Origin of the sequence: Zoogloea sp. LCSB751 (assembly GCF_002028455.1) — a bacterium.
Lineage (GTDB): Bacteria > Pseudomonadota > Gammaproteobacteria > Burkholderiales > Rhodocyclaceae > Zoogloea.
This window is the reverse complement of sequence record NZ_MWUM01000009.1, coordinates 120,805-145,599: the sequence shown is the minus strand read 5'-3', so window position 1 is coordinate 145,599 and position 24,795 is coordinate 120,805. Positions and strand designations below refer to the sequence as shown.

Annotated in this window: 17 protein-coding genes; 11 read left to right on the top strand and 6 right to left on the bottom strand. The window is 65.9% G+C overall.

Annotated features, from left to right (window positions below):
- Positions 1-62: 62 nt before the first annotated feature.
- Entirely contained in the window at positions 63-1,706 is a 1,644-nt protein-coding gene (locus B4920_RS12595) for an electron transfer flavoprotein-ubiquinone oxidoreductase (protein WP_079435033.1), read from the top strand.
- 108 nt (positions 1,707-1,814) lie between these two features.
- Here B4920_RS12595 and purL read toward each other — a convergent pair whose 3' ends face one another.
- A complete protein-coding gene (gene purL / locus B4920_RS12590) occupies positions 1,815-5,744 on the bottom strand; it encodes a phosphoribosylformylglycinamidine synthase (RefSeq protein WP_079435087.1) in 3,930 nt (1,309 codons plus the stop codon).
- Between the two features lie 262 nt (positions 5,745-6,006).
- Between purL and B4920_RS12585 the strand changes: the two genes are divergently transcribed.
- From B4920_RS12585 to B4920_RS12560, 6 genes are read left to right on the top strand one after another with little or no spacing between them, the layout of a single operon-like run.
- Positions 6,007-7,455 (top strand): diguanylate cyclase, encoded by a 1,449-nt coding sequence (locus tag B4920_RS12585; RefSeq protein ID WP_079435032.1) that lies wholly within the window; start codon positions 6,007-6,009, stop codon positions 7,453-7,455.
- A gap of 31 nt (positions 7,456-7,486) precedes the next feature.
- Positions 7,487-8,287 (top strand): phosphatase PAP2 family protein, encoded by an 801-nt coding sequence (locus B4920_RS12580; protein ID WP_161493296.1) that lies wholly within the window; start codon positions 7,487-7,489, stop codon positions 8,285-8,287.
- The gene (locus B4920_RS12575; RefSeq protein ID WP_254050920.1) at positions 8,284-9,255 is read left to right on the top strand and encodes a lysylphosphatidylglycerol synthase transmembrane domain-containing protein; all 972 of its coding nucleotides are present in this window, start codon (positions 8,284-8,286) and stop codon (positions 9,253-9,255) included. The genes B4920_RS12580 and B4920_RS12575 overlap by 4 nt, the downstream gene beginning before the upstream one ends.
- Positions 9,256-9,260: 5 nt before the next feature.
- Positions 9,261-10,319 (top strand): glycosyltransferase family 2 protein, encoded by a 1,059-nt coding sequence (locus B4920_RS12570; protein WP_079435030.1) that lies wholly within the window; start codon positions 9,261-9,263, stop codon positions 10,317-10,319.
- Between the two features lie 6 nt (positions 10,320-10,325).
- Positions 10,326-11,888 carry a glycosyltransferase family 39 protein gene (locus tag B4920_RS12565; RefSeq protein ID WP_079435029.1) on the top strand — a complete coding sequence of 521 codons (1,563 nt, stop codon included), beginning with the start codon at positions 10,326-10,328 and terminating at the stop codon, positions 11,886-11,888.
- Entirely contained in the window at positions 11,885-13,339 is a 1,455-nt protein-coding gene (locus B4920_RS12560) for a glycosyltransferase family 39 protein (RefSeq protein WP_079435028.1), read from the top strand. Before B4920_RS12565 ends, B4920_RS12560 begins: the two co-directional genes overlap by 4 nt.
- 84 nt (positions 13,340-13,423) lie before the next feature.
- Here B4920_RS12560 and rmuC read toward each other — a convergent pair whose 3' ends face one another.
- From rmuC to B4920_RS12545, 3 genes are all read right to left on the bottom strand, one after another.
- Positions 13,424-14,890: a DNA recombination protein RmuC gene (gene rmuC / locus B4920_RS12555; RefSeq protein ID WP_254050919.1), complete on the bottom strand. Its 1,467-nt coding sequence runs from the start codon at positions 14,888-14,890 to the stop codon at positions 13,424-13,426.
- Positions 14,891-14,905: 15 nt separating this feature from the next.
- Complete coding sequence (locus tag B4920_RS12550) at positions 14,906-17,392, bottom strand: ABC transporter permease (protein ID WP_079435026.1); 2,487 nt, start codon at positions 17,390-17,392, stop codon at positions 14,906-14,908.
- A gap of 109 nt (positions 17,393-17,501) precedes the next feature.
- Positions 17,502-18,671: a M20 aminoacylase family protein gene (locus tag B4920_RS12545; RefSeq protein ID WP_079435025.1), complete on the bottom strand. Its 1,170-nt coding sequence runs from the start codon at positions 18,669-18,671 to the stop codon at positions 17,502-17,504.
- A 94-nt stretch (positions 18,672-18,765) separates the two neighbouring features.
- On the opposite strand from B4920_RS12545, the gene B4920_RS12540 reads away from it, so the two are divergent.
- Genes B4920_RS12540 through B4920_RS12530 form a run of 3 tightly spaced genes read left to right on the top strand, consistent with a single transcriptional unit; the run spans position 18,766 to position 21,751 of the window.
- On the top strand, positions 18,766-19,686 hold the full coding sequence (locus tag B4920_RS12540) for a histone deacetylase (protein WP_079435024.1): 921 nt from the start codon (positions 18,766-18,768) through the stop codon (positions 19,684-19,686).
- A gap of 30 nt (positions 19,687-19,716) precedes the next feature.
- Positions 19,717-20,559: a MoxR family ATPase gene (locus B4920_RS12535; protein ID WP_079435023.1), complete on the top strand. Its 843-nt coding sequence runs from the start codon at positions 19,717-19,719 to the stop codon at positions 20,557-20,559.
- Positions 20,560-20,572: 13 nt separating this feature from the next.
- Positions 20,573-21,751, top strand: coding sequence for a VWA domain-containing protein (locus B4920_RS12530; RefSeq protein WP_079435022.1), 1,179 nt, complete (start codon positions 20,573-20,575; stop codon positions 21,749-21,751).
- A gap of 34 nt (positions 21,752-21,785) precedes the next feature.
- Here B4920_RS12530 and B4920_RS12525 read toward each other — a convergent pair whose 3' ends face one another.
- A complete protein-coding gene (locus tag B4920_RS12525) occupies positions 21,786-22,556 on the bottom strand; it encodes an MBL fold metallo-hydrolase (RefSeq protein WP_079435021.1) in 771 nt (256 codons plus the stop codon).
- Between the two features lie 159 nt (positions 22,557-22,715).
- Between B4920_RS12525 and B4920_RS12520 the strand changes: the two genes are divergently transcribed.
- Positions 22,716-23,408: a hypothetical protein gene (locus B4920_RS12520; RefSeq protein ID WP_139379500.1), complete on the top strand. Its 693-nt coding sequence runs from the start codon at positions 22,716-22,718 to the stop codon at positions 23,406-23,408.
- A 68-nt stretch (positions 23,409-23,476) separates the two neighbouring features.
- Here the strand turns inward: B4920_RS12520 and B4920_RS12515 are convergent, their stop codons facing one another.
- The gene (locus B4920_RS12515) at positions 23,477-24,790 is read right to left on the bottom strand and encodes an MFS transporter (RefSeq protein WP_254050918.1); all 1,314 of its coding nucleotides are present in this window, start codon (positions 24,788-24,790) and stop codon (positions 23,477-23,479) included.
- Positions 24,791-24,795 lie beyond the last annotated feature (5 nt).

Here is a 24,795-nt window from a genome sequence, read left to right as displayed (position 1 = left end):
ACGCTTCGCGGTTCGCGGTGAAACACCACAACAAATCGAACGGCTCTCAGGAGGAGACAGCAATGGAACGCGATTCCATGGAATTCGACGTCCTGATCGTAGGCGGCGGCCCGGCGGGCTTGTCCGCGGCGATCAGGCTGAAACAACTGGCAGCCGAAAAGGGTCAGGATTTTTCTGTATGCCTGATCGAGAAGGCCGCCGAGATCGGCGCCCACATTCTGTCCGGCGCGGTCGTCGACCCACGTGCGCTGAACGAGCTCTTTCCCAACTGGAAGGAGCTCGGCGCCCCCCTCAATACGCCGGTCACGGAAGACCGGGTCATCTTCCTGTCCGAAACCGGCGGCAAGCAAATCCCCAACGGCCTGCTCCCCGATGCCTTCCACAACGAGGGCAACTACATCGTGCGCCTCGGCAACCTGGCCAAGTGGCTCGGCGAACAGGCCGAAGCCCTCGGCGTCGAGGTTTATCCGGGGTTCGCGGGTGCGGAACTGCTGTTCGATGAAAAGGGCGCCGTGGCCGGCGTCATCACCGGCGACATGGGCGTGCTCAAGGACGGCAGTCAGGGCCCCAACTTCCAGCCCGGCATGGAGCTGCGCGCCAAGTACACCTTCTTCGCCGAAGGCTGCCGTGGCCACCTGGGCAAGCAGTTGGAAGCCAAGTACGCACTGCGCAACGGCGTCGATCCGCAGACCTACGGCATCGGCCTCAAGGAACTGTGGGAGATCCCCGCTGGGCAGCATGTGCCGGGCCTTGTCGTGCATACCGCCGGCTGGCCGATGGATGCGGCCACCTACGGCGGCGGCTTCTGCTACCACCTGGAAGGCAATCTGGTGTCGGTCGGCTACGTGGTCGGCCTCAACTACACCAACCCCTATCTGTCGCCCTTCGAGGAGTTCCAGCGCTACAAAACCCATCCGGAAATCCGCCAGTTCCTCGAAGGCGGCAAGCGCCTGGCCTACGGCGCCCGCGCGATTGCCGCCGGCGGCCTGCAGAGCCAGCCCAAACTGGTCTTCCCGGGCGGTGCGCTGATCGGTGACGACGCCGGCTTCCTCAACGCGGCCCGCATCAAGGGCAGCCATGCAGCGATGAAGTCCGGCATGCTGGCCGCCGAGGCGGCCTTCGCGGCCCTTGCCGCCGGCCGCGCCCAGGACGAACTGAGCGCGTTCCCGGAAAGCTTCAAGTCCAGCTGGCTGCACGCCGAACTGCACAAGACCCGCAACTTCAAGCCCTACATGAAAAAGGGTCTGTGGCTCGGCTCCTTCCTGTTCGGCGCCGAGCAGAAGCTCTTTGGCGGCAACGTGCCCTGGACTCTGCACAACCACGCCGACCACACGAGCCTGCGCCCGGCCGCGGAATGCCAGCCGATCGCCTACCCCAAGCCGGACGGCAAGCTGACCTTCGACCGCCTCTCATCGGTGTTCCTGTCCAACACCAACCACGAGGAAGACGAGCCCTGCCACCTGCAGTTGAAGGACGCCGCGGTGCCGATCGCCATCAACCTGGCCAAGTATGATGCCCCCGAGCAGCGTTACTGCCCGGCCGGCGTGTATGAGATCGTACGTAGCGAGGAAGGCGACAACCCGCGCCTGCAGATCAACGCCCAGAACTGCATCCACTGCAAGACCTGCGACATCAAGGACCCCACCCAGAACATCAATTGGGTCGTTCCTCAAGGCGGCGAAGGGCCTATCTATCAGGGGATGTAAGCCCACAACGACGCCTTCGCGACAAACAAAAACGGCCGGTGCAAAAACACCGGCCGTTTTTGTTTCCGCTGCTGGAGCGAACAGCATTCGCTCCAGCGGATCAGTCGCTTACCCCACCCACTTGCGGGCGTTGCGGAACATCCGCAGCCACGGCGAATCCTCACCGAGGTCGGCCGGATGCCAGCTCATCTGCACGGTCCGGGCGGTGCGCTCCGGGTGCGGCATCATGATCGTGAAGCGGCCGTCCGGCGTAGTCAGGCCGGTGATGCCGGCCGGCGAACCGTTCGGGTTGAACGGATAGCGCTCGGCGATGGCGCCATTGTTGTCCACGTAGCGCAGCGCAACCCTTGCGTTGTCCTGGGCATCGATGCCGGCGAACACCGCCCGGCCTTCGCCGTGGGACACGACGATGGGCATGCGGCTGCCGGCCATGCCGGCCAGCAGGATGGACGGGCTGTCCTGCACTTCCACCATCACGAAGCGGGCTTCAAACTGCTCGCTGCGGTTGCGATGGAAGCGCGGCCAAGTCTCGGCACCAGGGACGATCTCAGCCAGGTTGGACATCATCTGGCAACCGTTGCAGACGCCCAGCGCAAAGGTGTCGTCACGCTTGAAGAAGGTTTCGAACTGCTCGCGCAGCGCCGGATTGAAGAGGATGGACTTGGCCCAGCCCTGTCCTGCACCGAGCACGTCGCCGTAGGAGAAGCCGCCACAGGCCGCCAGCCCCTTGAAGTCGGACAGATGCACGCGGCCGGCCTGCAGGTCGGACATGTGCACGTCGAAGGGCGCAAAGCCGGCCCGCTCGAAAGCGGCCGCCATCTCGGCCTGGGAGTTCACGCCCTGCTCACGCAGGATCGCGATCTTGGGCCGGGCGCCGGTAGCGATGAAGGGCGCGGCGATATCTTCCGCCGGATCGTAGCTCAGGGACACGGACAGGCCGGGGTTAGACGCATCCGCCAGCGCGTCGAACTCTTCCTTGGCACATTCGGCATCGTCGCGCAGACGGGCGATCTGGTAGCTGGTCTCGGACCAGGTCTGCAGCAGCTCGGCACGCGGTGCATTGAACACAAGCTTGGCATTGCGCCAGAAGCGCAGCTCGTCGCGATCGTTGGGCTCGCCGACGAAGTGGTAGCTCAGGCGAGCCTCGCGCAGGGCCTCGGTGAAACGGCTGCGGTCGTCGCGGCGAATCTGGATGACCGCCCCCAACTCCTCGGCAAACAAGGCTTTGAAGAGCATGTCATTGAAGCGGCCCTTCAGGGCATCCGGACGCTTGTCGAGGCCATCCACGTCGTTCATGAACTGATCGTAGGCCACCGTGTCGAGCATCACCGACAGGCCGCACTTGGACGCGAAGGCCATTTCGCACAGGGTTGCGAACAGGCCACCATCGGCGCGGTCATGGTAAGCCAGGATCAGGTCGTCCTTGCGCCATTGCTGGATCAGCTCGAAGAACACCTTCAGCTGGGCGGCCTCCACGTCGGGCGCGTGCTCGGCCACCGAGTTGTAGGCCTGGGCCAGCACGGAGCCGCCGAGACGGTTCTGGTTATTGCCGAGGTCGATCAGCAGCAGCTCGGTTTCCACGCCTTCCGGGAACTGCAACTGCGGCGTCAGCGTGCGGCGCACGTCCTGCACCGGAGCAAAACCGGTGACGATCAGCGACAGCGGCGACACGACCTGCTTGTCCTCGCCCTCCTCGTTCCACGCGGTACGCATGGACAGGGAGTCCTTTCCGACGGGGATCGCCAGCCCGGCTTGCTGGCAGAACTGGGACACCGCCTCGACGGTCTGGTAAAGCTTGACGTCCTCGCCGCGATGGCCGGCTGCAGCCATCCAGTTGGCGGACAGCTTCACGTCACCCAGCGAACGGATGTCCGCCGCGGCGATGTTGGTGATCGCTTCGCCGATCGCCATGCGGCCGGAGGCCGGCGCATCGAGGGTCGCCACCGGCGTACGCTCGCCCATCGCGAAGGCTTCGCCGAGGTAGCCCTGATAGCTCATGGTAGTGACGGCCACGTCGGCAACCGGGATCTGCCACGGGCCGACCATCTGGTCACGGGCGGTCATGCCGCCGACGGAACGGTCGCCGATGGTGATCAGGAAGTTCTTGCTGGCCACCGCCGGCATGCGCAGCACGCGCCGACAGGCATCGGCCAGTTCGATGTCGGTGACGTCGAAGGGCGGCACGAAGACCTGGCGGCTGGAGACGTTGCGGGTCATCTTCGGCGGCTTGCCGAGGAGAACCTGCATTTCCATATCTACCGGCTCGTTCTCGAAGTGGCTGTCGGCGACGACCAAGCGGCCGTCGTCGGACGCCGTGCCGACCACCGCAAACGGGCAGCGCTCGCGCTCGCAGATTGCCTTGAATACGTCGAGGCTTTCCGGCGCAATTGCCAGCACGTAGCGCTCCTGGGATTCGTTGGACCAGATTTCCCGCGGGCTCATGCCCGGCTCTTCGATGTGCACTTCACGCAGCTCAAAGCGCGCGCCCAGCTCGGCGGAGTCCGCCAGCTCGGGAAAGGCATTGGAGAGGCCGCCGGCGCCCACGTCGTGGATCGACAGGATCGGGTTGGCCGCGCCCTTCTGCCAGCAGGCATCGATGACTTCCTGGCAGCGGCGCTGGATTTCCGGGTTGCCGCGCTGCACGGACGCGAAGTCCAGGTCGGCGGTGTTGGTACCGGTCGCCATCGACGACGCGGCGCCGCCTCCGAGACCGATCAGCATGCCCGGGCCGCCGAGCTGGATCAGCAGCGTGCCGGGACCGAACTTGATCTTGAAGGACTGCTGGTCCTGGATACAGCCGAGGCCACCGGCAATCATGATCGGCTTGTGGTAGCCGCGCACCTCGTCCTGCACGCTCTGCTGGAAGGTACGGAAATAACCGGTCAGGTTGGGACGGCCGAATTCGTTATTGAACGCGGCGCCGCCCAGCGGACCTTCGATCATGATGTCCAGCGCCGAGGCGATGCGCTCGGGCTTGCCGTAGGCCTGCTCCCAGGGCTGCTCGAAGCCGGGGATCTCCAGGTTCGACACCGAGAAGCCGGTCAGGCCAGCCTTCGGCTTGGAGCCGCGACCGGTCGCGCCCTCGTCGCGGATCTCGCCGCCGGAGCCGGTGGAGGCGCCGGGGAACGGGGAAATCGCCGTCGGGTGGTTGTGGGTTTCGACCTTGGCCAGGATGTGGGTCAGCTCGTCGTTATACTTCCAAGCACCGGTCTCGTCCGGGTAGAGCTTGGGAACAGTGGCGCCTTCGATGACAGAGGCGTTGTCGGAATACGCGACGACGGTGCCTTCCGGGTGGGCCTTGTGCGTTTCGCGGATCATGCCGAACAGCGTCTTGTCCATCGGACGGCCGTCGATGACCCAGTCGGCGTTGAAAATCTTGTGACGGCAATGCTCGGAGTTTGCCTGAGCGAACATCATCAGTTCGACGTCGGTCGGGTTGCGGCCCATCCGCGTAAAGTTGTCGACCAGGTAGTCGATCTCGTCTTCCGACAGGGCCAGGCCCAGCTCACTGTTGGCGACGACCAGCGCATCGCGACCGCTCTCGATGATCGCCACGGTGGCCAACGGCTGCGGCTCATAGTGGTGGAACAGCGCATGGGCGGCGTCCACGTTGTCGAGTACGGACTCGGTCATGCGGTCGTGGATCGCCGGCAGCACCGCGTCCCGGTCGGAGGACGAAAGGCCGCCGCGCAGATCGAAGCTGTAGGCCGTGCCACGCTCGATGCGGACGATCTTGTCGAAGCCACACTGGCGTGCGATGTCGGTCGCCTTCGAAGACCACGGCGAGATCGTGCCGAATCGCGGCGTCACCAGCAGCAGGCTGCTCGCGGGAACTGCACCTTCGGGATGGGCTCCGAGCAGGTCGACCAGCCTTGCCTGCTCATCCGCAGCCAGCGGTGCGCTGAGCTCCACAAAGTACCAGTGTTCGGCAGCCAGCCCCTTCAGGCGGGGCAGCGCACTCTTGACCGAATCGGTCAGGCGGGCAAGACGGGAGCGGGAAACGGCGGGCGCACCGCGCAGCTTGAGAATTTCGGACATGGCAAGGATGGGCGCGAAGTTGAAACCGGCCCGGCTGCGGCCCAAAAGCGCCGTGCCGGACACGAAAAGGTCAACGATTATACCCGAGCCCTTCCCAGGCTCCGACCATCCTTCGCGCACTATCCAGCCGTGGCGCCCATGCATCTCCTCCGGAACGCAGGTCCGTCGTGTGTCACGCTCGACAAAATTGATTGCAAAAATTCATCGTAGATAAGATGAATGCGTGTAAAAATTCACACTTTGTAGCAGTCGAGCAGTGACCATGTCGTCTCACAGCGCAGCGCAACCTCTGTCTCCACGCCTGTTCTGGATTATCGCGGCAGGATTCGTCCTGTTCGAGAGCGGTCTTCTCGGGCTCGCGTACCAGTACACCCGCGATCAGCACAGGCTGACTGAACAGCTCGCGCTGGTTCATCAGGGCAGCGCCGTCGCGTGGCAGATGGCCTCCTCTCCTCCGGCGGGAGCCACAGTAGAATCCCGGCAGCTCTGGCTGGGCGCCACATTGCACGCGCTGCGCGACGGGGGAACGGTTCTCTCCCTGGAGAACACACTGACCCAACTCACTCCACTGGACAGCCCGACGGCACGACTGGCGGCCTCGAGGGCCCTGGGCCACTGGGATAAATTCGTCGACTTCAACCTGCGGACATCTGTCACGACGCAAGCGCGGGACGAACTCGCGGCCATGTCCGCCCCCCTGCACGAACTCTCCAACATCCTGAGCCTGGAGCGCAATCAGGCCGCCTGGAGCGCGACGATGATGGGTCTCATCGCGCTGGCGGCCGGCATCCTGACATTCATCACGGTCGGTTCCCTGCTGCTGCACCAGACACTGCGCTTTGCGCGCTCGGGGCAGATGCTGCGCTCGATGATGAACCAGATCGGCGCAGGGGTCTGCATACTCAGCAGTGGCGGCCGCATTGCCGACGTCAACCGTGCTGCATGCCGCATGCTCGGCCGCCCCCGCAAGATGTTGCGCGGCAAGCGACTGGAAGAAGTCCTCACACTCAACGACGGGGTATGGACCGGAGACAGGCCGGATGGCCTGCCGATCGCTGTCGAGCGCATTCCCGGCACCATCGACAGCCACAAGGGGCCGCTCAATATCGTCACACTGCTCGACGTCACCGCCCGCCACCTCACGACGGAGTGCCTCCAGCATCTGGCCCACCACGACCCCTTGACCGGCCTCCCCAACCGGGCCTATCTGGAAAAGCGCTTCAGGGACGAGCTTACGGACATCAACAACGACATGCTGCTGGGCGTCGCCGTGCTCGATCTGGATGGTTTCAAGCCGGTCAACGACTCCTACGGCCATGCCATCGGTGACAGCCTGCTGGTACAGATCGCCCAACGCCTGAGCTCCGCACTGCGGATCAGCGACATGATCGCCCGCACCGGCGGCGACGAGTTCGTCGTGCTGTTCCCGGATGTGGGCAGCCGGGAGAGCCTCACACTGCTTGGCGAACGCCTGCTGAGCGTGTTCAACGACCCCTTCCAGGTCTCCGGCCTCAGCATTCCGATGGGCTGCAGCATCGGACTATCGATCGCCCCAGACGACGGTTCCGATCAGGACAGCCTGCTTCGCGCCGCCGATGCGGCGATGTACCAGGCCAAGCACGCGGGCAAGCGGCGAGTCCGCCTCACCGCGGTCAAGGCGACGGGCGGGGACACCCTGCCTGCCAGCCCAAGAAGCAAAGCTATCGGGTAAACTGCGGGGTTTTGCCGAGCGCCCCGGTCCCTTGCATTACGAGTCCGTTCCCGACGAAACCCCAGCACCAGGCACAGCCTTGCCGCGCCGCTGGCTGATCGCGCCTGCAGCCGTGCTCGCAATGCTGGCGCTGGCCTGCATCGCCGACAACCGGTCGCTTTTCATCACGCTCAATGCCGCCGCCAGTGACTTGTCACCGTCCGCCTGGTCCGCGCTGTCCCTGACGGGCTCCGTGTTCGGCATGCTGGCCCTGCTGGCCCCGACCCTGAAGACACGTCCCCGCTGGCTCGCCTCCGCACTGCTGGCCAGCCCGCTGGCCCTGGTTTTCAGTGAGGGAGGCAAACGCATTTTCGACATCATGCGCCCAGCCGGCGTGCTCGAATCCGGCAGTTTCAACCTGATCGGTCAGAAGCTGTATGTACACTCCTTCCCGTCCGGCCATGCAACCACAGCCTTCGTCGTAGCAGCGGCGCTGATCTTTGCGTGGCCCGAGGCCAGCACCCGCACGCGCCTCGCCATTATTGCCGCCGCCCTACTGATCGCCTTTTCCCGCATCGCGGTGGGCGCCCACTGGCCGCTGGACGTACTCGTCGGCGCCTGCGGCGGCTGGCTGATCGGCGCCCTGGGCAGCCTGCTCTCCACACGCTGGCGCTTCTGGGAGCGCCGCAGTGGCGTACGCGCGATGGCCGCCATCGCCCTCGGCAGCAGTCTCGCCCTCCTGTTCATCGACCTGGGCTACCCGTCCGTACGCCTGTATCAGATCGGCCTTGCCGCCTGGGGTATCGGCGGCGCAGCCTCGGCCCTTGGCAGGGATACGGAGATCCGCTCATGAACATCAAACGCATCATTGCCCTCGCCGTTTCCATCGGCCTGCTCGCCTGGCTGTTGGCCGACGGGCGCTGGCGCGGCCTCGGCGACGTGTTTGCGCACCTCGACATACCCACGCTGATGCTGTGTGCTGGCGGCTTCGGACTGTCCTATGTCCTTCGCGCACTGCGCGTATTCGACGAGTTCCGCGCCCAGGCCGCCGGCCGCTTCGGCACCTGCCTGCGCATCGTGCTGATCCACAACGCGATGATCAACGTGGTGCCGTTCCGCGGCGGCGAAGCGGCTTTCCCGCTGCTGTTACGGCAGAACTTCGGCATCGCCCTGCCCCGCGCCGTCGCCTCCCTGTTCTGGTTCCGCCTGCAGGACGCCTTCGTCGTGATGGCCCTTGCCGCTTTCGTGTGGCCGGGCCTGCCCGTCGCACTCAAGACCGTCAGCATCATCGGCGTGGTCGCGCTGGCCTGGTGGCTGCCACGCTGGGCACGGGCGCCCCATGACTGGGCCGACGGCAAGGCCTTCACCGCCAAGCTGGCCAAGGTCCGCGACGCCTTCGCCGAGAGCACCCGCCATGCCCGCTACGGCTGGGTGTGGACCATCGCCAACTGGACGGTCAAGCTTGCCGCCCAGGCGGCCTTGCTGGCCGCACTGCTGCCGGCCGCCATCGATGTCGGCGCGGCCGGCGCCCTCGGTGCCGAACTCGCCGCGATCCTGCCGGTACAGGGCGTGGCCGGCTTCGGCACCTACGAAGCCGGTGCCGCCGCCGCGCTGCTGCCGAACGGCATTCCCCTGGCCGCCGGCTTGCAGGTGGCCTTGGCGCTGCACCTCTTCGTTATCGCCTGCTCCATCACATCCGGCGCCATCGCCTGGCTCTTCCCGGCCGCAAAGACACCGGAAGCCGCCGCAGCGCCCCACTCCGACTTACAATCCGCCTCGTCCGCTCACGACGGGGTGAATACCCGATCTGTAAACGAATAAATACTATGACCGCCGCCTCCCAGCTCTCCCCGCTTCCGCCTGCCCAGCCGCAGATTCCGGCCAACCTGCCGCCGCACCGGCTGTCGGTCGTCGTTCCCCTCTACAACGAGGAGGACAACGTGGCGCCGCTGCTCGAGCGCGTCCACCTGGCCCTCGGCCCCTATCCCTACCCGTGGGAAGTGGTGATCGTCGATGACGGCAGCTCGGATCGCACCGTGGATAACCTGGAAGCTGCCGCCAAGCATTACGGCCCTCACGTGCGCATCGTCGCACTGATGCGCAACTTCAAGCAGACGGCCGCCATGCAGGCCGGTCTCGACGCGGCCCGCGGCGACGTGATCGTCACCATGGACGGCGACCTGCAGAACGACCCCATCGACATCCCGCGCATGGTCGGTCGCCTGCTCAACGAAGATCTCGACCTCGTCGCCGGCTGGCGCAAGAACCGCAAGGACGGCATGATCCTGCGCAAGATCCCGTCGAAGATCGCCAACCGCCTGATCGCCAGGATCACCGGCGTGCATCTGCAGGACTACGGCTGCTCGCTGAAGGCCTTCCGCGCCACGGCGATCAAGAACGTCCGCCTGTACGGCGAAATGCACCGTTTCATACCGGCCTGGCTGGCCACCGTGACCACGCCGCGCAAGATCGCCCAGGAAGAGGTCACCCACCACGCGCGCATGTTCGGCCAGTCCAAGTACGGCATCTCGCGGACCTTCCGGGTCATCCTGGATCTGATCTTCGTGTACTTCTTCATGCGCTTCCGCACCCGTCCCGGCCACTTCTTCGGCGGCATCGGCCTGGGCCTGGGCGCGCTGGGCATGGTGATCCTGGCCTACCTGGGTCTGCTCAAGCTGTTCACCGGTGCCTCCATCGGCACCCGCCCGCTGCTCTTCGGCGGCTTCTTCCTGGTCATCGCCGGCGTGCAGATGGTGACCTCCGGCGTGCTCGCCGAACTGCTCACCCGCGTCTATTTCGAATCCGGCCAGAGCCAGGCCTACGTGGCACGGGAAAGCGCCGCACTGCAGGACGAGCAGGGCTGGCATTCAGCCAGCGCCCAGTAAGCCCCCATGTCGGCCATCCAGACCGCCGGCGGGCGGCTCGCCGGCACGCCTGTCGGCCGCCTCATCCTCGCGCTACCGCTGATCGCCTTCCTGCTGCGCCTCGGCGGCGCACCGCTGTTCGACGTGGACGAAGGCGCCTTCTCCGAAGCAACGCGGGAAATGTTCGAGCGCCATGACTTCCTATTCACCTACCTGAACGGCAGCCCGCGCTTCGACAAGCCGATCTTCATCTACTGGCTGCAGTCGCTTGGCTACCTGATCTTCGGCGCCAGCGAGTGGGCCTTCCGGCTGCCGTCGGCACTGGCCGCCATCGTGTGGAGCTACGCGACCTATTTCTTCGCCCGCCGACGCGTTGGCGAAGACGCAGCGCTAATTGCGCTGGCGGTCGCATGCACGGCCCTCGGGCCCTTCGCCATCGGCCGCGCTGCCACCGCCGACGGCCTGCTCAACTGCCTGCTGGCGCTGACCCTGTTCGACGTATGGCGCCACCTTGAAGGTGGCCGACGCGCGCCGCTGCTGCGCGCTTTCGTGTGGATAGGACTCGGTGCACTGACCAAGGGACCGGTCGCCCTGATCGTGCCCGGTACCGTGAGCCTCCTGTACTGCGCCAGCCGTGGCGAATGGCTGCGCTGGGTGCGGATGGTCTTCAACCCCCTCGGCTGGCTGATCCTGATCGCCCTCGTCGCCCCGTGGTACGCCTACGCGCTGCACCGCCACGGCCAGGACTTCATCGACGGCTTCATCATGCGACACAACGTCCAGCGCTTCTCCGGATCGCTGGAAGGCCATGGTGGCAGCGCGTTCTACTACGTGATCGCGGTTCCGCTGCTGCTGCTGCCGTGGAGCGGGCTGTTCGTCGTCGCCCTCGGCAAGCTCAAGGCCGGGCTCGGCGATCCGCTGCAACGCTTCCTGTGGCTGTGGTTCGGCTTCGTGGTGGCCTTCTTCTCCCTGTCCGGTACCAAGCTGCCCCACTACGTGCTGTACGGCTGCACGCCGCTGTTCATCCTGATCGGCCTGCATGCCGGCTCCGCACGGCGCGCCTGGCCGCACCTACTGGTGCCGGGTTTACTGCTGGCCGTGCTGCCGGCGCTGCCGAGCATTTTCGAGATTCTGTCCTACAGCACGCTGGGGGATGGCTTCTACCGCGCTCAGCTCAGCCGTGCGCTGGAAGTCGGCAACAACATCTACTTCGGCCTCACCGCCGCAGCCCTGCTGATCTGGCTTATCTACGTGCTGTTCTCCAAAACCTCGCTGGTGCAGCGCCTGGCCGTGACGGCCGCGCTGCAGGTCGTGCTGCTGGCCGGGTTGGTCGTGCCCTTTGCCGGCGAACTGGCCCAGGGACCGGTAAAAGCCGCCGGGCTGAAGGCCCATGAGCTGGGCGGCGACGTGATGTTCTGGAACTTCAGCACTGCCCCGAGCTTCAGCGTCTATCGCCAGGCCGTCACCCTCAAGGGCGATCCCCAGCCCGGCCAGGTCGCGCTGACGCGCGTCGACCGCCTGCCGCCCGACGCGCCGGTGGACATCCTGTTCCGCCAGGGCGGCGTGGCCCTCGTCAAGGTGAAACAATGAGCGAACGCAGCTACGTCGGCCCGCTGGCGCTGATCGCCGCGGTCCTCACCGTCTACCGTATCTGGGTGATCGGCCATCTGGGCATCGACCTGTACGTGGACGAGGCCTACTACTGGGGCTGGTCGCAGAACCTGGACTGGGGCTATTTCTCCAAGCCACCGGTCATCGCCACGCTGATCGCCGGCAGCACGGCCCTGTTCGGCAATGGCCTGGTCGCCATCAAGCTGCCATCCCTGCTGCTCTACCCCGCGACGGCCTTCGCGCTGTACGCGCTGGGCAGCCGGATGTACTCGCCCAAGGTGGGCTTCTGGGCCGGCCTGTCCTTCATGTCCATGCCGCTGGTGGCGGCGCTGGGCCTGTTCGTGTCCACCGACGCTCCGCTTCTGCTGTGCTGGACCCTCGCGCTGATTTTCCTGCTGCGGGCCCTGGACAAGGGCCGCTGGGGTGCCTGGCTGGCCTGCGGCGCGGTGATCGGCGTCGGCCTGATGTCCAAGTACACGATGGCGGCCTTCCTGCCGTCGGCGCTGCTGCTGATTGCGCTGGACCCGAAACAGCGCCACTGGCTGCTCCGCCCGCAGCCCTGGCTGGCCGTGCTGCTGGCGGTGGCGATCCTGTCGCCCAACCTGTACTGGAACTGGACCCACGACTTCCCTACCTTCCGCCATACCGCCGAGATCACCCGCGTCGGCGGCCACGGGGAGCGCGGCTGGCATCCGGGTCAACTCGGTGAATTCATCGGCGCCCAGTGGTTGTCCTTCGGTCCGCTGCTCGGCGTGCTGCTGGGCATCGCGCTGTTCCGTGGGCGCAGCCTGTGGCGCGATGCGTCCCATCGCACGCTGCTGGTCTTCATCGTGCCGCTCTTGCTGCTCGTCAGCCTGCAGGCCCTCACCGGCCGCGCCAACGGCAACTGGGCCGCACCGATCTTCGTCGGCGCCTGCCTGCTGGTACCGGCAGTGTTCCTGCAGAGCGGCCGGCGCTGGCTGATCGCCGGCGTGGTGGTGAACCTCGTCGCCGCCATGCTGGCCTACCACTGGCCGGACATCGCCCGTGCCACCGGCACCGCGCTGACCGCCAAGAACGACCCCTACAAGCGGGCGCGCGGCTGGATCCACCTGGCCGACGGCGTCGCGCCACTGCTTGCGGCCCATCCGGGCAGCATCCTGGTCGGTGAAGACCGGGAGCTGATCGCCCACCTGGTGTACCGCCTGCACCCCGCCGAATACGCGGCTTGGAATCCCGACCACCTGCCCATCGACCACTACGAGCTCACCACCACGCTGAAGGGCAAGGAAGGGCGCGACGTTCTGTACGTCGGCCGCAAGCCGGAAATCCCCGGCATCGCCGCCCGTTTCGGCGGCAGCGAACTGCTCGGCAAGGTCGTCGTGCCGGTCCACAAGGACTTCAAGCGGGAGGTCTACGTCTTCCTGCTGAAGGACTTCAAGGGCTACTGAACGCCACGGGGCCGGGCTACGCCCAGCCCGCCCCCCTGTGGGACAAGGAAACCTGGGAGCGGCCCGACGTTTCCTTGAGCGTAGCTACTGCCCTGCGCCGGGCTCCACGCCCGGCAGCGCGGCCAGCGGCTCGTCGAGCTGAGCCGCCTCGATCTTCTGGAAGTGGGCGCTGATCTTGCGCGACGAGGTCTGCACGTCCACCACGTCCTCGTTGGCCTGGCGGATGTGGGTGGCGAGCTTCTGCATGCGCTCGTCGAAGCGGTTGAAATCCTTGGCCAGCTTGCCGAGGGCGTCCTTGATGACGTGGATCTGCTTGCGCGTCTCCACGTCCTTCAGCACCGCCCGCGCGGTGTTCAGCACCGCCATCAGCGTCGTCGGCGAGACGATCCACACCCGGCGCTGCATCGCGTAGGCCACCACCTCCGGGTGATAGGCATGGATCTCGGCGAACACCGCCTCCGCCGGCACGAACATCACCGCCCCGTCCGACGTGATCTCCGGCTGGATGTACTTGTCGGCAATCGCATCCACATGCTTCTTCACGTCGTTGCGGAAAGCCGTCTGGGCAGTGCGCCGCTCCAGGTCGCCCACCTCGCCGGCAAACATACGGTGGTAGTTTTCCAGCGGGAACTTCGAATCCACCACCACCATCCCGGTCGGCTCGGGCAAGCGGAGCACACAATCGGCCCGTGTGCCATTCGGCAGAACGTACTGAAAATCGAAGGACTCCGGCGGCAAGGCATTGCGCACAAGGGCTTCGAGCTGGACTTCGCCAAAGGCGCCGCGGGACCGCTTATCGCCGAGCAACTCCTGCAGGCTGACCACGTTGGTGGTCAGGTCGCCGATCTTCTTCTGCGCCTCGTCGATGGTCGCCAGCCGCGCCATCACGCTGGTGAAGGTCTCGTTGGTCTTGCGGAAGCCCTCGTCGAGACGCTGGTTTACGTGGCCGCTGATCGCCTCCAGGCGCTCACCAACGGTGCGGTGCATGGCCTCGATGCTATGGGTCAGCTGCTGGGACGCGCCGTTCAAGCCCTTCTGCAGCAGCTCTCGGTCCGCACGGGCGTGCTCGGACAAGGTCTTGAGGGTCTCGGCCATCATCTCCGTGCGCAGCTTCTCCTGCCCGCTGGCCACCGCGGAAGCCAGTTCGGACAGGCGTAGCGCCATCTCTTCCTTCTGCGTGCCGAGCTGGGCCATCAGGGCCAGATGGAGTTGCTGGAGCGCATGGCGGGAGGCGGCCTGCTCGGCGTCGAGCCGATCACGCAGGCGATCGACCTCCCCAGCGAGCATGTCAATCACGCGGTCGCCACCTGCCGTCGCCGTGGCCTGCAGCTCCCGGACGAACTGCAGTTGCTGGTGGCCGAACAGGCCCTCCAGCCGGGTATCGAGATGGGCAATCAGCTGCCCGGCGATTTCGTCCTGGGCCCGGTTGTGACGGTTGATCCGCAAGGCCAGCCAGGCGACGACGGACAGGACGACGAGAAGAAGCGCAAACAGCAGGGGAAGCAAGACAGGAGCAGGTTCGGGAGTCATGGCCGGAGTATACCCGGCCATGCCCGCGTCCTTCCCTCAGCTCAGCGCCCGCAGGCTCGCCAGCGGCGGCTGGGACAGCAGGTGCCGCGTACCGACCCAGCCCGCCAGCGTCACCACCGAGCAGCCGGCAACACCGCCGGCCAGCAGCGGCAGCAGGCTAGGCGCGTAGGTCAGCTTGAAGACGAAATGCCCCAGCGCCCAACCGATGCCCGTCGCCCCGCCCCCCGCCAGCACCCCAGCCACCAACCCGAGCACGGCGAATTCGGCGAGCAGCGCCGCGCGCAGCTGGCCGTTACGGGCCCCCAGCGTGCGCAGGATGGCAAGCTCCTTCTCCCGCTCGTCGTGGGTGGACTGCAGCGCCCCGAACAGCACGACCACGCCCGCCACTACCGCAAAGCCGAAGACGAACTGCACCGCCGCGATCAGCTGATCGACCATCGCCTGGATCTGGCCGATCACCGCCGCCACGTCGATAACCGTCAGGTTCGGGAAGGCCGCCACCAGGCGGTTGGAAAAATCCAGCTGCCCCGGCGGCAGGTAGAAGCTGGTGATGTAGCTGGCCGGTTGCTGCTCCAGCATGCCCGGTGCGGCGATCACGAAGAAATTCACCCGCATCGAATCCCAGTCCAGCTTGCGCAGGCTGGTGATGCGCGCCTCGCTGCGCACGCCGCTGATCTCGAAAGTCAGCAGGTCACCCATCGCCAGGCCGAGGGTCTGGGCCAACCCCTGTTCGACGGAGAACTGCGGAACGTGCTCGTCCCCATGCCAACGCCCCGCAACGACGCTGTTGCCGCCCGGCAGCCGCGCATCGAAGGACAGGTTGAAGTCGCGGTCCACCAGCCGCTTGGCCCGGTCGTCCGTGTAATCATCGGGCCCGACCGGGCGGCCATTCACCGCCATCAGGCGCCCGCGGATCATCGGCTGCAGCAAGGGCTCGGCACGGCGGTTGTCCTTGAAGAATTGGCGCAGGGCCGGCAACTGTTCGGGCTGGATGTTGATCACGAAACGATTGGGCGCATCGGCCGGCGTGGTCTGCTTCCAGCTCGACAGGAGATCGCCGCGCACCAGCGTCAGCAGCAGCAGGGCCGTCAGCCCCATGCCGAGGGCCAGGGCCTGCACGAGGCTGGCCACCGGCCGCCGCCGCAGGGAGGCCAATCCGTAGCGCCAGCCGCTGCTCGCCACACTGCGCACACGCCCCAAGCCACCGATGACGGCCCACGCCACGCCGCCATACACTGCGAAGGCCAGTGCGAATCCGCCGACCACCCAGGCCCCGAGCAGCCAGTCCCGCGCGATGCCGACCAGCAACCCAGCCAGCACCAATGCACCCAGTGCCCAGGCCAGACCTTCCCGCGCCGCGATGCCGTCCCATTCCCGCCGCAGCACGCGCAAGGTCGGCACCCGCCCGAGCCTGATCAGCGGCGGCAGTGCGAAGCCCAACAGCAACAGCAAGGACACCGCGAAGCCGTGCAGTACCGGCAGCCAGCCCGGCGCCGGCAACGGGAAGCCGACCAGGCTGCCGAGCAACTCGTTGAGCGCGAACTGCACCACGAAACCCAGCCCGCAGCCGGCCACGCCCGCCGCCAGGCCGAGCAGCGCGAACTCGCCGAGGAACAGGGACAACAGACGCGCCTGCGTCGCACCCACGCAGCGCATCACCGCACAACCATCCAGATGCCGCTCCACAAAGCGCCGCGTGGCCAAACCGACCGCCACTGCGGCCAACACCACCGCCAGCATCGCCGCGAAGCGCAGGAAGCGCTCGGCGCGGTCCAGCGTAGTACGCACCTCGGGGCGCGCGTTTTCGACGTTCTCCAGGCTCTCGCCGCGCTTGAGACGCGCGCGCGCCCAGGCGTCAAATGCATTGACCGGCGCCACGTCTCCCGCCACATGCAGCCGGTAGAAGACCCGGCTGCCCGGTTGGATCAGGCCGCTCGCCGGCAGATCGGCGGTATTCATCACCAGGCGCGGCAGCAGGCTGAAGAAATTGGCGCCCCGGTCCGACTCGAAGGACAGCACGGCGCTCATCTTCAGACGGATCGCCCCCAGGCCGATCATGTCGCCCGGTTTGGCGGAGAGGGCGCTGGCCAGCCGTTCGTCCAGCCACACTTCACCTGCCGCGGGGATACCCGGCGCCACCCGGTCGGGCTGGTTGAGCCCCGGCGCAATGCGCAGCGCGCCGCGCAGCGGATGCCCGTCCTCAACGGCCTTGACGCCTGCCAGCTGGGCGCCCTCGCCCAGGCTGGCCATGCTGGTGAAGGTGCTGGAGACCACCGTATTGAGGCCGCGCCGGCCTGCCTCGGCGCGGTAGGCCGGATCGAGGGCGTGGTCGGACACCAGCACCAGGTCGCCGCCGAGCAGCTGGTTGGCCTCCCGGGCCAGCGCCTGGGCGACGCGGTCGGTGAAGAAACCGACGCTGGTGAGGCTGGCCACGGCAATGATCAGCGCCGCCAGCAGCAGCCCCAGTTCGCCGGCGCGCAGGTCGCGCCGGAGCATGCGGAATGACAGGAAGAATGTATTCATGTGGCTTGAGGCAGGGAAGCGGCAAAAAAATTCCGGCCGGGCGGAAATCCAGTGCCGGAATTTTTCGGATTATCCGCGCAGATCGATGACAACCCTGCGCTCAGCACACTTACGCATCGGACAGCCAGCGCTGCACCAGGCGGACCCAGTAGGCAACACCGTAGGGAATTGCCTCGTCATTGAAATCGTAATGGGGATTGTGCAGCGTGCAACCGCCTTCACCCGGTCCGTTGCCGAGCCACACGTAGCAGCCGGGCTTTTCCTGCAGGAAATAGGCGAAATCCTCGGCGCCCATGCTGGGCTTGGGATCCACCGTCACATGGGCTTCGCCGCACACGTCCCTGGCCACCGCGGCGCAGAACTCCGCCTCCGGCACCGAATTGATCGTCGCCGGGTAGCCGCGTCGATACTCGAAACCGATGTTCGCTCCGAAGGCCGCGGCAACACCGGTGCACACCCTTTGCATCGCGTCCTCGACGCGGGCCTCCACTTCAGGCCGGAAAGCCCGCACGGTGCCACACAACTGCGCCACGTCAGGGATCACGTTGTAGGCATCGCCGGCATGGAACTGAGTGACCGACAATACCGCGGAATCCAGCGGATCCACGTTGCGCGCCACCACCGCCTGCAGCGCCTGGACCAGCGCCGCCCCGGTCAACACCGGATCGATGCCCTGGTGCGGCATCGCCGCATGGGCGCCGTGCCCACGGATCTCGATGTCGAAACGATCGGCGCAGGCCATCACCGGCCCGCGATGCACCGCGATCTGGCCGACCGGCAGGCCCGGCCAGTTGTGCAGACCGAACACCGCCTCCATCGGGAAACGCTCGAAAAGGCCGTCGGCGATCATCGCCGGCGCACCGCCCTCACCCTCCTCCGCCGGCTGAAACAGGAAATAGACCGTTCCGTCGAAATCCGGGTTGCGGGCCAGGTGCGCTGCCGCCCCCAGCAACATGGCGGTATGCCCGTCATGCCCACAGGCATGCATGCGGCCCGGATGACGGGAGTGGTGGGTGAAGTCGTTCTTCTCCTGAATCGGCAAGGCGTCCATATCGGCGCGCAGGCCGATGGCCCGCCGGCTATTGCCGGCGCGCAACACACCGACGACGCCGGTCTTGCCGATACCCCGATGCGTCTCGATACCCAAAGCCTCCAGACGCTCGGCGACCAGGGCGGCCGTCCGATGCTCTTCGAAAGCCAGTTCCGGATGAGCGTGGATGTCCCGACGGATCGCCGTGGTCTCCGTATGGAGGGCCCGCAAATTTTCTAGAAGGTGCATGATGCGTCCCGATGTCCGGCCTGAGGGCCGTGGATAAGGAAATGATAGCAGCGGGCTTCGCCCCCGCTCCACCGCCAGCGTACGCCTCCCATCGATGAAGCTCTTCTACGCCGACCATTTCGTGCTCCCCCTCCCCGAGGGCCATCGCTTCCCGATGGAAAAATACGCCCGCTTGCGGGCGCGCCTGCTCGCCAGCGGGCTGTTCGACGCCGATGACTTCCACGTACCTGCGGCGGCCAGCGATACCGAAATCCTGCGCGCCCACGACGCCCGCTACCTGCAGAACGTGGTCCGCGGCGCGCTGGACAAGAACGACCTGCGGCGCATCGGCTTCCCGTGGTCCGAAGCGATGGTCGAGCGCTCGCGCCGTTCCGCCGGCGGGACCTTGGCCGCCTGCCGGGCCGCCCTTGAGGACGGCTGCGCCGCCAACCTGGCCGGCGGCACCCACCATGCGTTCCGCGACCGCGGCGAAGGCTTCTGCGTCTTCAACGACGCCGCCATCGCCGCGCTGGCCATGCATGCCGAAGGCCGCGTCGAACGGGTCGCCATCGTCGACTGCGACGTGCACCAGGGCAACGGCACCGCGGCAATCCTCGCCAACCGGCCGGACTGTTTCACCTTCAGCATCCACGGCGCCCGCAACTACCCCTTCGACAAGGAACGCAGCGACCTGGACCTGGACATGCCCGACGGCAGCGGCGACAAGGCTTATCTCGACGCGCTGCAGCCGGCGCTGGCCGAGGTGTTCCGCCGTGCCGATCCGCAACTGGTCATCTATCTGGCCGGCGCCGACCCCTTCGAGGACGACCGCCTCGGCCGCCTCAAGCTGACCAAGGCCGGACTCGCCGCCCGCGACGAGCTGGTGCTCGGCGAGTGCCGGCGCCGCGGCCTGCCGGTGGCCATCTCGATGGCCGGCGGCTACGCCCGCCAGATCGACGACACAGTGGACATCCACGTCGCCACGGTGAGCAGCGCCGCGCACATCTTCCGTGCACGTAAAGCAGCACCGCTATAATCGAGAAAACCCCAGCGAGGACTCCCCCAAATGCGTTTCGAAGGCTCCGACAACTACGTCGCCACCCCCGACCTGATGCTGGCCGTCAATGCGGCAATCCGCCTGCAGCGCCCGCTGCTCATCAAGGGCGAGCCCGGCACCGGCAAGACCATGCTCGCCGAGGAGGTCGCCGCCGCCCTCGGCATGCCGCTGCTGCAGTGGCACATCAAGTCCACCACCAAGGCCCAGCAAGGCCTGTACGAATACGATGCGGTGTCCCGCCTGCGCGACTCCCAGCTCGGCGACGACAAGGTGAAGGACATCGGCAACTACATCGTCAAGGGCACCCTGTGGCAGGCCTTCGATGCCGACGAGCCGACCGTGGTGCTGATCGACGAGATCGACAAGGCCGACATCGAATTCCCCAACGACCTGCTGCGCGAACTCGACCGCATGGAGTTCCATGTCTACGAGACCCGCGAGACCGTCAAGGCGCGCCACCGCCCCATCGTTTTCATCACCTCCAACAACGAAAAGGAGCTGCCGGACGCCTTCCTGCGCCGCTGCTTCTTCCACTACATCAAGTTTCCCGACCGGGACACGATGCAGAAGATCGTCGACGTGCACTTCCCCGGTATCAAGCAGGCCCTGCTGAAGGAAGCGCTGGAGGTCTTCTTCGGCCTGCGCGACGTGCCGGGCCTGAAGAAAAAGCCGTCCACGTCGGAGCTGATCGACTGGCTCAAGCTGCTGGTGGCTGAAGAGATTCCGGTCGAAGCCCTGCGCTCGCCCGACCAGAAGGCTGCCATCCCGCCGCTGCATGGCGCGCTGTTGAAGAACGAACAGGACATGCATCTCTTCGAGCGCCTGGTCTACATGGCCCAGCGCAACCGCTGAGCCGGACGCCACCATGCTCATCGACTTCTTCCTGCACCTCAAGAACCGCAAGCTGCCGGTGTCGACGAAGGAATTCCTGACCCTGCTCGAAGCCCTCGAAGCCGGCCTGGGCGGGCACAGCATGGAAGACTTCTACTTTCTCGCCCGCGCCAGCCTGGTCAAGGACGAGAGCCACTTCGACCGCTTCGACCAGGCCTTCGGCGAGTACTTCAAGGGCATCGAGACCATCCCAGGCCTGGAAGTGGATCTGCCCGAGGAGTGGCTGAAGGCCATGGCGACGAAACACCTCAGCCCCGCAGAGAAGGCCAAACTCGAGAAGCTCGGCTGGGACAAGCTGATGGATGAGTTCAAGAAGCGCCTGCAGGAGCAGAAGGGGCGCCACCAGGGCGGATCGAAATGGGTCGGCACCGGCGGCAGCTCGCCGTTTGGGAACAGCGGCTACAACCCGGAAGGCATCCGTGTCGGCGGAGAATCGGCCGGCAACCGCACGGCAGTAAAAGTGTGGGACCAGCGGGAATACCGGAATCTGGACGACACCGTCGAACTGGGCACCCGCAACATCAAGGTGGCGCTACGCCGCCTGCGCCGCTTCGCCCGCCTCGGCGCACCGGACGAACTGGACCTCGACGGCACCATCGCCGCCACCGCCCGCAACGCCGGCTATCTGGACCTGCTGATGCGCCCCGAACGCCACAATGCAGTGAAGGTACTGATCTTCTTCGACGTGGGCGGCTCGATGGACGATCACATCAAGGTCTGCGAGGAGCTGTTCTCGGCTTGCCGCACCGAGTTCAAGCACCTGGAGTATTTCTACTTCCACAACTGCGTGTACGACCACGTATGGCGCGACAGCCGTCGACGCCATACGGAGCGGACGCCGACCCTCGACGTGCTCCACAAGTACGGTCCGGAATACAAGCTGATCTTCGTCGGTGACGCGACGATGAGCCCTTACGAGATCCTGCAGCCGGGTGGCTCCATCGAATACAGCAACCCGGAACCCGGCGCCACCTGGCTGCGCCGTCTTGCAGACGCCTATCCTGCCGTCGCCTGGCTCAACCCCGAGCCGGAGCGCATGTGGGACTACCGGCAAACCATCGGCATCGTGCGCAAGCTGCTGGGGGAGCGCATGTTCCCCCTCACGCTGGATGGCCTGACGCGGGCCATCACCCATCTGTCGCGGAAGCAGTAAGCACTGTTCCCGCGCATGTTAGGGACCAAGCCGTTCAGGGTGCCCGGTAGTTGTCCTGGGTCAGGATGTCGATGCCGCAGGGCAGCTGTTCGATCCAGTCGAGGAAGCGGTTGACCATCACCTTGCCCTCGAAGCGGCAGCCATGCTGGGGCACGATCATCTCCACATCCAGCTGCCGAACCATGTTCACCCAGAAGCGGCAGATCTTGTTGGAGATCATGTAGCGGCGGTGGAAGCCGGCCATCGTGATCACGTGGTCGTCGAAATCCCGCACCGGCTCGGCCGCCTGACGATGATCCACCAGCGAGGCGCCCATGTCGCCCGAGAAGAGGATCTTGGAAACCGGATCGTAGAACTGGAAGTTGCCTTCCGAGTGCATGAAGTGGGCCGGCACCGCCTTGATCTTGCTCTCGCCGAGCGGGATATTCATCCCTTCGTCGGGGATGCCGAGGATCCGTGCCGAGTAATCCTTGCCGGTGGTGAAGTGCGGTACGAAGCGCGTCCACAGACGGGAGATCATCACCTTGCAATGGGTGGACACCATCCACTTGTTGAGGGACGCGATGATGTCCGGATCGGCGTGGGTGGCGAAGATGTAATCCAGCCCCCGCGACGGGAAGAAGCGCTGCATGGACATCAGCAGGCCGTTGTAGGTCATGTTGCCGCCCGGATCGATCAGGGCGCCATGCTCCCCATCCACGATCAGGAACTGGTTGCACTGCACTGCATGGTCGGCCTCCTCGTCCACAAGATCATAAAAGGCCAGACAGGCATGCTTGCCGTTGTTGAAGAGTTCCACTGCCATGGGGTGCACTTTCCGCGTATCAGAAAGTCCGATACTTTATCCGAGACGCCACATGGCGAAAACGTGACAAACACCTACATTGACCGGGGTCAAAAAAACTTCTCGTCATTCCCACGGCATTGGGGTAGTTTTCGCACTTTCGGATCGTTCAAACCCGTCGTGAAACACGCCATTCCCATCCTGTGTGCGGCTGTCATCCTGCTTGTACCCGTCGAGTCCGCATGGTCCCTGGATACCGGCCTGGCCAGCCGCGCTCCGTCGTCAGCCATGAACAACCCGCAAGCCGGCAGTTCGATGGCCGCCCGCAAGAAGCTGCTGGCCATGCGCAAGGGCGTCGGCGCCCAGGCAGGCTTCGGTGGCGTCAATGTGATGAACCGGGAAGGCGTCCGGCCCGAGGACCTGCGCCCCCCTTCCGCCACCATGTGCGCACTGCAGGGCATGTCGGGGCAAGCCCGGCCCACTGCCGTCACCCGGCAGGAGGCCTCCGGGCGGGTGACCCTGTCCACCGATCCGTCGAACCTCAACGGAAAAAGCGCCGACATCTACAGCGCCTGTGACTCCAGCGGCAAACGTACCCGATCGGCCTTAAAGCCCGCCGGCGGATCGCTGCTCGTCGGCTCGACCGGTGGCCGCGGTCCGGGCGGCACTGCGCCGCGCCTGGCAAACGCCAGGAGCAAGAGCGTCTACGATGCCAGGACCAACATGCTGGTCGGCACCAAGGCCACCCGGGACCGCACGGTCGGCTTTGCCAACCAGCCCACCCACTCGACATCGCTGTTCGACCCGGCCACGGGCGGCTTGAAGCCCCCCAAGGTCATGAGCGCCTACGGCGTCTATCAGCAAAGCCCCTGAAATCAACTGCTGCTCCGGCCCCGCTCAGCACAGCCGCAACCGGGGCCGGCACAGGGCGCCTCAGCGCCTCATTGCCTGCCTTTATCCAAAGCCTCGTCTGACGAGGCTTTGGATGGAGCGCCGACAAGCCCGGCTGATGAGTTCGACGGAACCTGCCCTGGCGTGAGGTGCAGACGGAAAGCCTTCCAGAGCGCCAGGTCATAGGCGATCTTCAGCCCTCCGCAGACAACCAGTGGCGCGGCCAGCCAGCCGGCCGCGAGCAGTGCCCCGCCAATGCTCGGACTCACCGCGGCAGCCAGGCTTCTGGGTACCGCAGTGAAACTCGCTGCAGCAGCCCGTTCGCCTGGAGTAACCACCTCCATAACGAAGGCGCTGCGCGCCGGCACATCCATTTGCGACAGCAATGCGCGCAGGAACAACAGCCCCAGCGCCCAGCCGACGTCCGGCACGAATGCCGCGGCAATCAGACACAAGCTCGCCGGGATATGGGTGAACACCATGGTATTCACCAAGCCGATGCGCTGTGCAACCCGCGGCGCGATGAGCTGGGACAGCGCAGACAGCAGCCCCGCCCAGAAGAAGAACTGCCCGGCCACGGCCAGGGACAGACCGAAGCGCTGCAGGAACCACAGGGTCATCAGCGCGTTGATGGTCAGCCCACCCGCAAACGAGTCGACCGAGAACAGCGCCGCCAGCCGGATGACCGTACGCCGCGACTCACCCAGCGGCATAGGTGCGCCGGCGCCAAGCTCGCGCGGCGGCACCGGGAGCCTTCGATAAAGCAGCCAGACCACGCCCCCGATGAATCCGTACAGCACGAACATGGCACGGAAGGCGTCCAGCAGCCCGAAGCCCTGCGCCGCCAGCCATTCCGGCACGCCCGAACACAGGGCGCCCAGCGCTGCGAACAAGGCACCGAGCAACGAATAGCGGGCAAATACCGCAGTACGCGCAGTCCCCTGGCCCGAATCGGCCAAACGGGCATGTTCGAGAGGCAGAAACAGGCTGACGTCTCCTGAACTGGGGTTGAGCGTACCGACGAAAGCGACCAGCAGCAGCGGCCAGAAGGTCGAAAAATAGGCGAAGGACAGGCCCGTCGCCAGCATGAGCAAGGCCGCGCCGAGCAGAAGATGCCGGTGGTGGACGCGATGGCCCCAGGTACCAACCGCCAGTGTCGCCAGCGCCGACCCCAGCAAGGTGGCCGTGCTCAGGATGCCCACGTCCAGCGTTCCGTAGCCCAGGGCCAGCAGATAGCTGGGCAGGAGCACGGCCACGTATCCATCCACGAAGGCCCGCAGGGCCTTGCCCGCCAGCAGTGGCAGCACGGCACCCTCCACACCCGCCGGCAATAGCACGCGGCGGAGCATCATGCGTTCAGGCAACAGGG